Source organism: Enterobacter sp. C3_dUdeg, from assembly GCF_057536195.1.
The window spans coordinates 25,635-38,741 of record NZ_BAAKFX010000007.1; the positions used below are offsets into that span (position 1 = coordinate 25,635).

Annotated in this window: 9 protein-coding genes; 8 read left to right on the forward strand and 1 reads right to left on the reverse strand. The window is 59.0% G+C overall.

The features are described 5' to 3' along the window. The first annotated feature begins 10 nt into the window (after nucleotides 1-10). The 4 genes from murQ to tadA are packed head-to-tail and all read left to right on the forward strand — an operon-like array spanning nucleotide 11 to nucleotide 3,480. Nucleotides 11-904, forward strand: a complete 894-nt coding sequence (gene murQ / locus AC27FC_RS15970) for an N-acetylmuramic acid 6-phosphate etherase (protein ID WP_196354979.1) — start codon at nucleotides 11-13, stop codon at nucleotides 902-904. An 11-nt stretch (nucleotides 905-915) separates the two neighbouring features. Further along, a complete protein-coding gene (locus AC27FC_RS15975) occupies nucleotides 916-2,277 on the forward strand; it encodes a PTS transporter subunit EIIC (RefSeq protein WP_094934618.1) in 1,362 nt (453 codons plus the stop codon). A gap of 3 nt (nucleotides 2,278-2,280) precedes the next feature. After that, nucleotides 2,281-2,916, forward strand: a complete 636-nt coding sequence (yfhb, locus tag AC27FC_RS15980) for a phosphatidylglycerophosphatase C (RefSeq protein WP_033146235.1) — start codon at nucleotides 2,281-2,283, stop codon at nucleotides 2,914-2,916. A 24-nt stretch (nucleotides 2,917-2,940) separates the two neighbouring features. Further along, a complete protein-coding gene (gene tadA / locus AC27FC_RS15985; protein WP_196354978.1) occupies nucleotides 2,941-3,480 on the forward strand; it encodes a tRNA adenosine(34) deaminase TadA in 540 nt (179 codons plus the stop codon). Here the strand turns inward: tadA and mltF are convergent. Continuing rightward, nucleotides 3,368-4,918, reverse strand: coding sequence for a membrane-bound lytic murein transglycosylase MltF (gene mltF / locus AC27FC_RS15990; RefSeq protein ID WP_487160241.1), 1,551 nt, complete (start codon nucleotides 4,916-4,918; stop codon nucleotides 3,368-3,370). The two genes, tadA and mltF, sit on opposite strands and share 113 nt — an antisense overlap. 267 nt (nucleotides 4,919-5,185) lie before the next feature. On the opposite strand from mltF, the gene purL reads away from it, so the two are divergent. From purL to glrR, 4 genes are all read left to right on the forward strand, one after another. Next, nucleotides 5,186-9,073, forward strand: a complete 3,888-nt coding sequence (gene purL, locus AC27FC_RS15995; RefSeq protein WP_143346597.1) for a phosphoribosylformylglycinamidine synthase — start codon at nucleotides 5,186-5,188, stop codon at nucleotides 9,071-9,073. 534 nt (nucleotides 9,074-9,607) lie between these two features. Beyond that, nucleotides 9,608-11,035, forward strand: a complete 1,428-nt coding sequence (qseE, locus tag AC27FC_RS16000) for a two component system sensor histidine kinase QseE/GlrK (protein ID WP_033146231.1) — start codon at nucleotides 9,608-9,610, stop codon at nucleotides 11,033-11,035. A 1-nt stretch (nucleotide 11,036) separates the two neighbouring features. Beyond that, on the forward strand, nucleotides 11,037-11,774 hold the full coding sequence (gene qseG, locus AC27FC_RS16005) for a two-component system QseEF-associated lipoprotein QseG (protein ID WP_033146230.1): 738 nt from the start codon (nucleotides 11,037-11,039) through the stop codon (nucleotides 11,772-11,774). Further along, nucleotides 11,761-13,098, forward strand: coding sequence for a two-component system response regulator GlrR (glrR, locus tag AC27FC_RS16010; RefSeq protein ID WP_023308835.1), 1,338 nt, complete (start codon nucleotides 11,761-11,763; stop codon nucleotides 13,096-13,098). Before qseG ends, glrR begins: the two co-directional genes overlap by 14 nt. Nucleotides 13,099-13,107: the final 9 nt, after the last annotated feature.

Consider the following 13,107-nt stretch of genomic DNA (forward strand, 5'->3'; position numbering starts at 1 on the left):
AGGTACAAAAATGAATCTTGGCTCACTTGTTTCTGAAACGCGTAACCCGCAAACCATGGATCTGGATGCACTCTCCACCCTGGAGCTGGTTAACCGCTTTAATCAACAGGATACGCTGGTCGCGCAGGCTGTGAAAGAGACATTACCCGAGGTGGCGAAAGCTGTCGATGCGGCGGCGGAAGCCCTCAAGGCCGGCGGTCGCATTATCTACATGGGGGCGGGCACCAGCGGGCGTCTTGGGGTGCTGGATGCGTCAGAATGTCCGCCCACCTTTGGGGTGCCGCACGGTCTGGTCGTTGGGCTGATTGCCGGTGGACCCGGTGCGCTGCTGAAAGCCGTTGAAGGTGCGGAAGATAACAAACAGCTGGGTGAGGATGATCTCAAGGGGCTGAATCTGACCGCGAAGGATCTGGTGGTCGGGCTGGCGGCATCCGGGCGCACCCCGTACGTCATTGGCGGGCTGGAATACGCCAACCGGACGGGCTGCACGACGGTGGCCATCTCCTGTAATCCGGGCTCCCCGATTGCGCAGGTGGCTGCTATTGCTATCTCTCCGGTTGTTGGGCCGGAAGCGCTCACCGGCTCCACGCGCCTGAAATCCGGGACCGCGCAAAAGCTGGTGCTCAATATGATCTCCACCGGCGCGATGGTGAAGTTCGGCAAGGTTTATCAGAACCTGATGGTGGATATGCAGGCCACCAACGTCAAGCTGGTGGACAGAGCCTGCCGCATGGTGATGGAGGCGACAGGCGCAGGCCGTGAAGAGGCAGAAGCGGTACTCAAGCAGACCGATCACGATGTTAAACCGGCCATTCTGATGATCCTGAGCGGGCTGGATGCGGCGGCCGCGAGAGCCAAACTCGATGCGCATAGCGGCTTCTTACGGGCGGCATTAGAAAACTAACAGAGGCGTCTATGGACAAAACAGCAGCGCTCGCCAGCGATATCCTGCAGGGGATCGGTGGAGAAAAAAATATTCAGCGTCTCGAAAACTGCATGACGCGCGTGCGCGTCGAGGTGCATAACGACGACCAACTCGACGTGCCGCGCCTGAAGCAGCTGTCCGGCGTCAGCGGCTACGTTAAACAGGGGCAGCAGCATCAGCTGATCGTCGGGCCGGGGAAAGCGGCGCAGGTTGTTGATGCCATGCGTGCGCTGATGGGCGTAAGCGCGAGCGCGTCGATTGACGATGCGGAACGAACGAGGGCGCAGGCGAAGGCCAAATACAAAGCCCCCATGAGCGATGCGCTGCGTCAGCTGGCAAACGTCTTTATTCCGCTGATCCCGGCGTTTATTGCCTCCGGCCTGATCACCGGGATCATCAATATCCTCAAGCGACCGGATATCGTGGGGGATTTCGCCACGCACTATCCGAACCTGCTGGGGATTCTCGGGATCTTCGGCAGCGCTGTTTTCGCCATTATGAACATTCTGGTCGGGGTGAATACCGCGAAGGTGTTTGGCGGATCGCTGGCCATGGGCGGGGTCATGGCGGGCATCTTGTCCAGCCCGCAGCTGGCGCAGATCACGTTGTTTGGCGAGGCGCTCCAGCCCGGGCGCGGCGGGGTGATCGCCGTGCTGCTGGTGGTCATTCTGATGTGCTGGATCGAGAAAAGGCTGCGCGCGGTTCTGCCTGGCTCGATCGAGCTTATTCTCAACCCGCTGTTGACCACGCTGATTACCGGTAGCGTAGCGATTGTGGCCCTCCAGCCGCTAGGCGGATGGATCTCTGAAGCCATCGCTCACGGCGCGTCTCTGGCTATTGACCGCGGCGGCCTGCTGGTGGGAGCGGTGCTGTCAGGTACCTTCCTGCCGCTGGTGCTGACCGGCCTGCACCAGGGGCTGGTGCCGATCCACGTCGAGCTTGTGCAGGCGCACGGCTATAACGCGCTGCTGCCTATCCTGTCGATGGCGGGAGTGGGGCAGGTCGGCGCGGCGATTGCCGTACTGATGAAAACCCGCAACGCGCGTCTGAAAAAAATGATTAAAGGCGCGCTCCCGGTCGGACTGCTCGGCATTGGCGAGCCGCTGATTTTCGGCGTTACGCTGCCGCTGGGTAAACCGTTCCTCGCCGCCTGTCTGGGCGGCGCGGTAGGCGGGGCGCTGATCAGCTACTGGAAAGTCGCCACCGTGATCACCTTTGGGCTTTCCGGTTTACCGCTGGCATTAACCATCGTGACCGGAAAAGTGATGCTCTATCTGTTAGGCTATTTAGTAGCGGTGATCGCCGGGTTCCTGTTTACCTGGCTGTTAGGTTTCAACGACCCAGAGGAGTAAGGTTTGGCAAATCACGCGCGTCGCGTTGTCTTTTTCGACCTGGATGGAACGCTGCATCAGCAGGATATGTTTGGCACGTTTATGCGTTACCTGCTGCGGCGTCAGCCTTTGAATGCGCTGCTCGTGCTGCCGCTCTTACCGGTTATCGGGATCGCGCTGCTGGTGAAAGGCCGGGCGGCGCGATGGCCGATGAGTCTGCTGCTGTGGGGATGTACCTTTGGGCACAGCGAAGCGCGGCTTAAGCAGCTCGAAAAGGATTTTGCGCACTGGTTTCGCAGCCACGTCGCCGCCTTTCCGGTGGTGCAGGCGCGCCTGACCAGCTATCTCGACGCGAATGATGCCGACATCTGGCTCATTACCGGCTCCCCGCAGACGCTGGTGGAGCAGGTTTATTTTGATACCCCCTGGCTTCCGCGCGTGAATCTTATCGCCACGCAAATTGCCCGCGGTTACGGCGGCTGGGTGCTGACCCTGCGCTGCCTGGGGCATGAAAAAGTGGTCCAGCTGGAAAAACGCATCGGTACGCCGCTGCGCCTGTACAGCGGCTACAGCGACAGCAAGCAGGACAACCCGCTGCTCTATTTTTGCCAGCACCGCTGGCGCGTCACGCCATCAGGCGAACTTCAGCAACTCGAATAGGCTTATCCATAATGGGCGTGTATAATGCTGCCCGCTTTTCGACTGGAGTATCAGCCTTTGTCCAACCCTGAACACAATCATGAATACTGGATGCGCCACGCGCTGACGCTGGCTCAACGCGCCTGGGACGAGGGCGAAGTGCCCGTGGGCGCGGTGCTGGTTCATAACAATCAGGTGATTGGCGAAGGGTGGAACCGGCCTATTGGTCGCCACGATCCTACTGCGCATGCCGAAATTATGGCGCTTCGCCAGGGCGGTCTGGTGCTGCAAAACTATCGTCTGCTTGATACCACGCTGTATGTGACGCTGGAGCCGTGCGTGATGTGCTCCGGCGCGATGGTGCACAGCCGGATCGGGACGTTGGTTTTCGGGGCGCGGGATGAAAAAACCGGTGCGGCCGGTTCGCTGATGGACGTGCTGGGTCACCCGGGTATGAACCACCAGGTGAAGACTATCGGTGGGGTGCTTGCACCAGAGTGTTCGGGGCTATTAAGCGATTTCTTTCGAATGCGCCGTCAGCAGAAAAAGCAGCAAAAGGCAGAATTGAAGCCGTCGGACGATTAAGCTCGTCCGGCGCCACGACCGGGTAGCTTTGAGCCAGCTGTTTGGCCTCCGTCGCCTCTTTCTCTTTCTCCAGCAGATACCCGACCAGGCTAATCTGATATTTACGGATATTTTCCACGTAGGCGTAGGCTTCATGTCCGCGCGCGTAGCCGTATGTCAGCTTGTTATACCATGGCTTCTGGCTCAGCAGCGGCAGGCGCTGCTTAACGTCTGACCAGCTGTCCGGGTTACCTTTCGTTTTGGCCGTCAACGCTCGCGCATCAAGCATATGCGCGTAGCCCATATTGTAGGCCGCCAGCGCAAACCAGATCCGCTCTTCTTCCGGCACCGTTTCCGGTACTTTGGCCATCATATCCTGCAGATAGCGCGCGCCGCCGCTGATGCTCTGTTCGGCATCGGTACGATCGTTCACGCCCAGGCTCAGCGCGGTATTTTTGGTTAACATCATCAAACCGCGTACGCCCGTGGGCGACGTGGCCTGGGTGTCCCAGTGGGATTCCTGATACGAAATAGCCGCCAGCAGCTTCCAGTCAATCTCCTGGGCGTATTTTTCGAACAGCGGCTGCAGGTCCGGCAGGACGCTGTCTACCGCGCGCAGGAAGCTGCGGGTGTCAACGTAGTCAAAGTCATCGCCGTGCCCGAGGTACTTTTCCTCCAGACGCGCCAGGGTACCGTCTTCATTGATGGTGTTGAAGAAATCAAGCATCGCGGCAGAGAAGGTCTGGTCGTCATCAAGCTGGCTAAACCAGGTCACGGGCTGCTCGTCGGTGACGTCCAGCGCCACGGCGATTTCAGGATGCACCCGCTGGAACAGGCTGATCGCGACCGAATCGGCGATGGTGTAGGGCACCTTCTGATCTTTTACCTGCTCCAGCAGCTCCATCGTGCCGAGTTTTGGATCCACCGTCCAGCTCAGGTCGGGATATTTCTTCTCCTTGAGCTCACGCAGATCGTCAATCACCACGTGGCCGGGCGCAATCGTCAGCTGCCGATCGTTAATCGTGGACAGCGAGCGCGGGCGCAGGCTCCCGACGCGGTAAACCAGCTGCTGCGAAACGGAGTAGTAGGTCGGGCCTGGCTGGTAGTTCTTACTGCGCTCGCTGTTATACACCAGCCCGGCGGCGAGCATATCGGCATCGTCGTTATCGAGGTCGTCAAACAGCTGGTTGATATTCTGGCGGACGGTGATTTTAAGCTTCACGCCAAGATAATCGGCGAACTGTTGTGCCAGTTCATAATCCAGGCCAATGATTTTGCCGTTGACGTCGCTGTAAATCAGCGGCGAGTTGAGGGTACTGACGCGCAATTCCCCCCGCTCCTGAATGGCGGCGATACGGTTTTCGGCTTTGCCGAACCAGGGGATGGAAGGCCAGAGGGCCACTGCCAGCAGCAACGTTACAATGCCGATGAGCAGATAATTAATCTTTAATTTTTTCAATTAGTTAATTCTCTGCGACGCCGGTTGCCTCAGTCTGCTGTAGCCATGTTAATCATAAGGTTTGCCATTGAATGAGCGGCATTTTGCGTAAACTTGCGCCACTTGGCAACCAATTAGAGAGACAGGTCACATCTATTGTTAAATCTCTGTGCAAATTTTATTTCGACGCAAACGGTTTCGTCGGCGCTCAGGATTCTCTATAATGACGCCCGTTTTCCCCCCTTGCGCACACTGTAAGCGCCCCGGCGCTTCGAAGACGAGAGACTTATGATGGAAATTCTGCGTGGTTCGCCTGCACTGTCTGCCTTCCGTATCACTAAACTGCTGGCACGTTTTCAGGCGGCCGACCTTCCGGTAAGCAATATTTACGCTGAGTATGTCCATTTTGCTGACCTGAATGCCCCCCTCAATGCAGAGGAGCGCGTACAGCTGGAACGCCTGCTCAAGTATGGTCCAAGCCTGAGCAGCCATACGCCAACCGGCAAACTGATCCTTGCTACGCCTCGTCCGGGCACCATCTCCCCCTGGTCTTCCAAAGCCACCGACATCGCCCACAACTGTGGCCTGAGCCAGATTAACCGTCTGGAACGCGGCGTGGCGTACTACGTGGAAGCCTCTACCCTGAGCGACGCGCAGTGGCAGGCGGTTGCGGCTGAACTGCACGATCGCATGATGGAGAGCGTTTTTGCCTCTCTCGATGACGCGCAGAAGCTTTTCTCTCACCATCAGCCTGCGCCGGTACAGAGCGTAGACCTGCTGGGGCAGGGCCGTCAGGCGCTGATTGACGCCAACCTGCGTCTCGGCCTGGCGCTGGCAGAAGACGAAATCGACTACCTGCAGGATGCGTTTGTTAAGCTCAACCGTAACCCGAACGACATCGAACTTTACATGTTCGCGCAGGCTAACTCTGAGCACTGCCGCCACAAGATTTTCAACGCCGACTGGATTATTGACGGCGAACAGCAGCCGAAGTCGCTGTTCAAAATGATCAAAAACACCATGGAGCAAACCCCTGACCACGTGCTGTCTGCCTATAAAGACAACGCCGCGGTAATGGAAGGTTCCGAGGTGGGCCGCTTCTTCGCCGATCGCGAAGCAGGGCGCTATGACTTCCATCAGGAGCCCGCGCATATCCTGATGAAAGTGGAAACCCACAACCACCCGACGGCGATCTCCCCGTGGCCGGGTGCGGCGACAGGCTCCGGCGGCGAAATCCGTGATGAAGGCGCGACCGGTCGTGGCGCTAAACCTAAAGCGGGTCTGGTCGGTTTCTCTGTCTCTAACCTGCGTATCCCGGGCTTTGAACAGCCGTGGGAAGAGGATTTCGGCAAGCCAGAGCGCATCGTGACCGCCCTGGATATCATGACCGAAGGCCCGCTGGGCGGCGCGGCGTTTAACAACGAATTTGGTCGTCCGGCGCTGAACGGTTACTTCCGTACCTATGAAGAGAAAGTGGACAGCCACAACGGCGAAGAGCTGCGCGGCTACCACAAGCCGATCATGCTGGCGGGCGGGATCGGCAACATCCGTGCCGATCACGTGCAGAAAGGTGAGATCGTCGTCGGCGCGAAGCTGATCGTACTGGGCGGCCCGGCGATGAACATCGGTCTGGGCGGCGGCGCGGCCTCTTCTATGGCCTCCGGCCAGTCTGATGCGGATCTCGATTTCGCCTCCGTGCAGCGCGACAACCCTGAGATGGAGCGCCGCTGCCAGGAAGTGATCGACCGCTGCTGGCAGCTGGGCGACGCCAACCCGATCCTCTTCATCCACGACGTGGGCGCGGGCGGCCTGTCCAACGCCATGCCGGAGCTGGTGAGCGACGGTGGCCGCGGCGGGCGCTTCAACCTGCGCGACATCCTGAGCGATGAGCCGGGCATGAGCCCGCTGGAAATCTGGTGTAACGAATCCCAGGAGCGCTACGTGCTGGCGGTTGCTGCGGATCAGCTGCCGCTTTTTGACGAGCTGTGCCGCCGCGAGCGCGCGCCGTATGCCGTCATCGGTGAAGCGACCGAAGAGCAGCACCTTTCCTTAAGCGACACCCACTTTGACAACCAGCCGATCGATCTGCCGCTGGACGTGCTGCTCGGTAAAACGCCGAAGATGACCCGCGACGTAACCACCCGCAAAGCGGCGGGCAAAGCGCTGGATCGCCAGGGCATCACCGTGGCAGAAGCGGTAAACCGCGTGCTGCACCTGCCTGCTGTGGCAGAGAAAACCTTCTTGGTGACCATCGGCGATCGCACCGTGACCGGTATGGTATCGCGCGATCAGATGGTCGGCCCGTGGCAAATCCCGGTCGCGAACTGCGCCGTGACCACCGCGAGCCTCGACAGCTACTACGGCGAAGCGATGGCTCTCGGCGAACGCACCCCGGTGGCGCTGCTGGACTTCGCGGCCTCTGCCCGTCTGGCGGTCGGTGAAGCGCTGACCAACATCGCCGCGACGCAGATTGGCGATATCAAACGTATCAAGCTCTCCGCCAACTGGATGGCCGCTGCCGGCCACCCTGGCGAAGATGCTGGCCTGTATGAAGCCGTGAAAGCGGTGGGCGAGGAGCTGTGTCCTGCCCTCGGCCTGACCATTCCGGTGGGCAAAGACTCCATGTCGATGAAAACCCGCTGGCAGGAAGGCAACGAACAGCGCGAGATGACCTCTCCGCTGTCGCTGGTGATCACCGCGTTTGCCCGCGTGGAAGACGTGCGTCACACCGTTACGCCGCAGCTTGCGACCGAAGACAACGCCCTGCTGCTGATTGACCTGGGCAAAGGCCACAACGCGCTGGGTGCTACCGCGCTGGCGCAGGTTTACCGCCAGCTCGGCGATAAGCCAGCCGACGTGCGCGACGTGGCGCAGCTGAAAGGCTTCTACGACGCGATTCAGGCGCTGGTGGCGCAGCGTAAGCTGCTGGCCTACCACGACCGTTCCGACGGTGGCCTGCTGGTGACCCTGGCAGAGATGGCCTTCACCGGCCACTGCGGCGTGGAAGCGAACATTGCGACGCTGGGCGAAGACCGTCTGGCGGCGCTGTTCAACGAAGAGCTGGGCGCCGTGATTCAGGTGCGTGCGGCAGATCGCGACGCGGTTGAAGCGATTCTGGCGAAGCATGGTCTGGCAGACTGCGTGCACTATCTGGGCAAAGCCGTTCAGGGCGACCGCTTCGTTATTGAAGCAGACGGTCACGCGGTGTTCAGCGAAAGCCGCACCACGCTGCGCATGTGGTGGGCGGAAACCACCTGGCAGATGCAGCGCCTGCGTGATAACCCGGAATGTGCCGATCAGGAGCATAACGCGAAAGCGAATGACCAGGATCCAGGCCTGAACGTGAAGCTCTCCTTCGACATCAACGAAGACATCGCCGCGCCGTACATAGCGACGGGCGCGCGTCCAAAAGTGGCCGTGCTGCGCGAGCAGGGCGTCAACTCCCACGTTGAGATGGCAGCTGCCTTCCACCGCGCGGGCTTTGACGCTATCGACGTCCACATGAGCGACCTGCTGGCCGGGCGTACCGGTCTGGAAGATTTCCAGGCGCTGGTGGCGTGCGGCGGCTTCTCCTACGGTGACGTGCTGGGCGCGGGCGAAGGCTGGGCGAAGTCCATCCTGTTCAACAGCCGCGTGCGCGACGAGTTCGAAACCTTCTTCCACCGTCCGCAGACCCTGGCGCTGGGCGTGTGTAACGGCTGCCAGATGATGTCTAACCTGCGCGAGCTGATCCCGGGCAGCGAAGCCTGGCCGCGCTTTGTGCGCAACCAGTCTGACCGCTTCGAGGCGCGCTTCAGCCTGGTGGAAGTGACCCAAAGCCCGTCTCTGCTGCTGCAGGGGATGGTCGGTTCACAGATGCCAATCGCCGTTTCCCACGGCGAAGGTCAGGTAGAAGTGCGCGACGCTGCGCATCTGGCTCAGCTGGAGAGCAAAGGCCTGGTAGCGCTGCGCTTTGTCGATAACTTCGGCAAGGTGACGGAAACCTATCCGGCTAACCCGAACGGCTCCGCCAACGGTATTACGGCAGTGACCAGCGAAAGCGGTCGCGCGACCATCATGATGCCGCACCCGGAACGCGTATTCCGTACCGTGAGCAACTCCTGGCACCCGGAAAACTGGGGCGAGGACAGCCCGTGGATGCGTATCTTCCGCAACGCGCGTAAGCAGCTGGGTTAAGTTTTAGCCCCACCCCCTTCCAGGCCCGGTAAGCGAAAGCTCGACCGGGCTTTTTTGTTTGTGTCGCAATTACGCGACAGACCCGCAATATAGCTGTCTCCAAATGGAGACACTTAACTCTTTGATTTATATATGTCAGGTAAGGTTCCCCTTAAGGTGTTGCTGAATAGCGACACTTAGCCTGAAAATCATTCAACCGATAATTAACGTGATAAACGAGTAAAAATCATATATTTCAAACTGTTAATATTTTGTTTTGCATTCTGGCACGGGTGTTGCATAATATTAACCAGTGGCTCATTCACCTTCTTATGTCAGCCCCTTCGGGACGCGCTACATAAACTTCGAATGACGCACAAAAAGGTGCCTGCCGTCCAACTACTGATCATAGCGATGCTTTATCAGGCCAGGGCGAAACGTCGAGTTAGGCACCGCCTCATTCCATGACAAAGCCGGGTTTTTACCCGGCTTTGTTGTATCTGAAGGGCAGACTCAGTTACGCTCTGCGTAAACCCCCATTAAGAGAGTAATGCGTTGAAACGCTGGCCCGTTTTCCCCCGCTCCCTGCGGCAGCTCGTCATGATGGCCTTCCTGCTGATCCTGCTGCCGCTGCTGATCCTTGCCTGGCAGGCGTGGCAAAGCCTGAACGCGCTGAGCGCGCAGGCGGCTTTGACCAACCGTACGACGCTCATCGACGCCAGACGCAGTGAAGCGATGACCAACGCCGCGCTGGAGATGGAGCGCAGCTATCGTCAGTATTGCGTGCTTGACGATCGGACGCTGGAAAAGGTTTATCAGAGCCAGCGTAAACGCTACAGCGAAATGCTGGACGCTCACGCGGGGGTCTTACCTGATGACAAGCTCTATCAGGCGTTGCGTCAGGATTTAAACGATCTCGCGCAACTGCAGTGCAGCAACAGCGGCCCGGATGCCGTTGCCGCCGCGCGCCTCGAAGCTTTTGCCAGCGCCAATACCGAGATGGTGCAGTCTACGCGCGCGGTGATTTTCTCTCGCGGCCAGCAGCTCCAGCAGGAGATTGCCGAGCGTGGCCAGTTTTTCGGCTGGCAGGCGCTGGTGCTGTTCCTGGTGAGCCTCGGGCTGGTACTGCTCTTTACCCGCATGATCATCGGCCCGGTAAAGGGTATCCAGCGTATGATCAACCGCCTGGGGGAGGGGAAATCGCTCGGGGATACGGTCGCCTTTAAAGGTCCCCGCGAGCTGCGATCCGTAGGCCAGCGCATTATCTGGCTGTCCGAGCGCCTGGCGTGGCTCGAATCACAGCGCCATCAGTTCCTGCGCCATATCTCTCATGAGCTTAAAACGCCGCTGGCCAGCATGCGCGAAGGGACGGAGCTGCTGGCGGACGAAGTGGCCGGGCCCCTTACGCCAGAACAGAAAGAAATTGTCGAGATCCTGGATAACAGCAGCCGCAATCTGCAAAAGCTGATTGAGCAACTGCTGGATTACAACCGCAAGCTGGCTGACGGGGCGGTTGTACTGGAAAACGTTGAGATTGAGCCGCTGGTGGATATGGTGATCTCCGCCCACAGCTTGCCAGCAAGAGCTAAAATGATGCATACCGGCGTCGAGCTGAATGCGCCTGCGTGCCTGGCTGAACCCATGCTGCTGATGAGCGTTCTGGATAATCTTTACTCCAATGCGGTGCACTATGGTACTGAATCCGGTAACATTTATATCCGAAGTAATACGAATGGTTCACGGGTGTTTATTGACGTCGCAAACACCGGCACCCCGATCCCCGATGACGAAAAAACCATGATCTTCGAACCCTTTTTCCAGGGAAGTCATCAGCGGAAAGGCGCGGTTAAAGGAAGCGGTCTGGGCTTGAGCATCGCCCGGGACTGCATACGACGCATGCAGGGTGAGCTAAACATTGCCGCGGACGAACGTTCAGATGTTTGCTTCCGTATCGAACTGCCCGTGAGCCGGAAAAATCAATAAAATGAATCTATGTCTGGTGAGTATGTCACACGTCTTTTTCCGCGCCGTACGTGCGGTGTTTTCCAGCAAAACGCTTCGCCTGAGCCTGCCCTGTTTATTTCTGGCAGGGTGTGTTTCCCATGCGCCACAAAGTGCCATTAGCGATAAACAGGAAGATAAATGGCCCGATAACCAGCTGGCAGACTTCCTCTCAACCCGCTGTGACGACATCTGGAACCTGTCAGGACATGACGTTGAAAGCAACCCGCTGTTCTGGCTGCGTGGGATAGATTGCGCCCAGCGTCTGGCGCCGGTAGACGCCCGCTCGAAGGCGGCGATGCTGGATGACGACACCTGGCAGGACGCTTTCAAGCGCGGGATTTTACTCGCAGATGCGAAAATTACCCCCGTTGAACGTCGCGTCAATGTGACCCGACTGGACACGTACGTGGTCAATCTTCCCGTGCAGGTACGCCCGGTATACCAGCTCTGGCGCGATGGGCAGACATTACAGCTTCAGCTGTCTGAAGAGCGCTCCCGCTACAGCAAGCTGCAGCAGTCAACCGACAGCGAGCTTGATACGCTGCGTCAACAGCAGCAACATTTACGTACGCAGCTGGATACCACGACGCGTAAGCTGGAAAACCTGACCGATATCGAAAGGCAGCTCTCGTCGCGTAAATATCAGCCGGGGAGCTCATCCGCTGCACCGGACAGCGATACGCCGAAACAAGAGGATGTGAAGCATGACGAGCCGTAAACCTGCCCATCTTTTACTGGTGGATGACGATCCCGGGCTGTTAAAGCTGCTGGGGATGCGTCTGGTGAGCGAAGGCTACAGCGTCGTGACCGCTGAAAGCGGGCTGGAAGGGCTAAAAATCCTCAGCCGCGAGAAAATCGATCTGGTGATAAGCGACCTGCGGATGGACGAAATGGATGGCCTGCAGCTGTTCGCGGAGATCCAGAAGCAGCAGCCGGGTATGCCCGTGATTATCCTGACGGCGCACGGGTCGATCCCGGATGCGGTTGCCGCGACGCAGCAGGGGGTCTTCAGCTTCCTGACCAAGCCGGTGGACAAAGACGCGCTGTATAAGGCTATCGACAGCGCGCTGGAACATGCCGCCCCGGCGGGGGATGAAGCGTGGCGGGAGTCCATCGTCACCCGCAGCCCGATTATGCTGCGTCTGCTTGAACAGGCCCGGATGGTGGCGCAGTCCGACGTCAGCGTGCTCATCAACGGCCAGAGCGGAACCGGGAAAGAGATCCTGGCCCAGGCGATCCATAACGCCAGCCCGCGCAGTAAAAACGCCTTTATCGCCATTAACTGCGGCGCGCTTCCGGAACAGCTGCTCGAATCTGAACTGTTTGGACACGCCCGCGGCGCATTCACCGGCGCGGTGAGCAGCCGGGAAGGGCTGTTCCAGGCCGCGGAAGGCGGCACGCTGTTCCTGGACGAGATTGGCGACATGCCCGCACCGCTGCAGGTCAAACTGCTGCGCGTGTTGCAGGAGCGAAAAGTTCGCCCGCTGGGCAGCAACCGCGATATCGATATTAATGTGCGCATTATTTCCGCCACCCACCGCGACTTGCCAAAAGTGATGGCGCGCAACGAGTTTCGCGAAGATCTCTACTACCGTCTGAACGTGGTGAATCTGAAGATCCCGGCGCTGGCGGAGCGCGCGGAAGACATTCCGCTGCTGGCGAACCATCTTTTGCGCCAGGCGGCCGATCGCCATAAACCGTTCGTGCGCGCGTTTTCCACCGACGCGATGAAGCGGCTGATGGCCGCAGGCTGGCCGGGTAACGTGCGCCAGCTGGTGAACGTGATTGAGCAGTGCGTGGCGCTGACCTCCTCACCGGTGATCAGCGATGCGCTGGTGGAGCAGGCGCTGGAAGGGGAAAACACGGCCCTGCCGACGTTTGCGGAAGCGCGGAATCAGTTCGAGCTGAACTATCTGCGCAAGCTATTGCAGATAACCAAAGGCAACGTGACCCACGCGGCGCGCATGGCCGGACGCAACCGCACCGAGTTCTACAAGCTGCTGTCGCGCCACGAGCTGGAAGCAAACGATTTTAAAGAGTAATGCCGTATG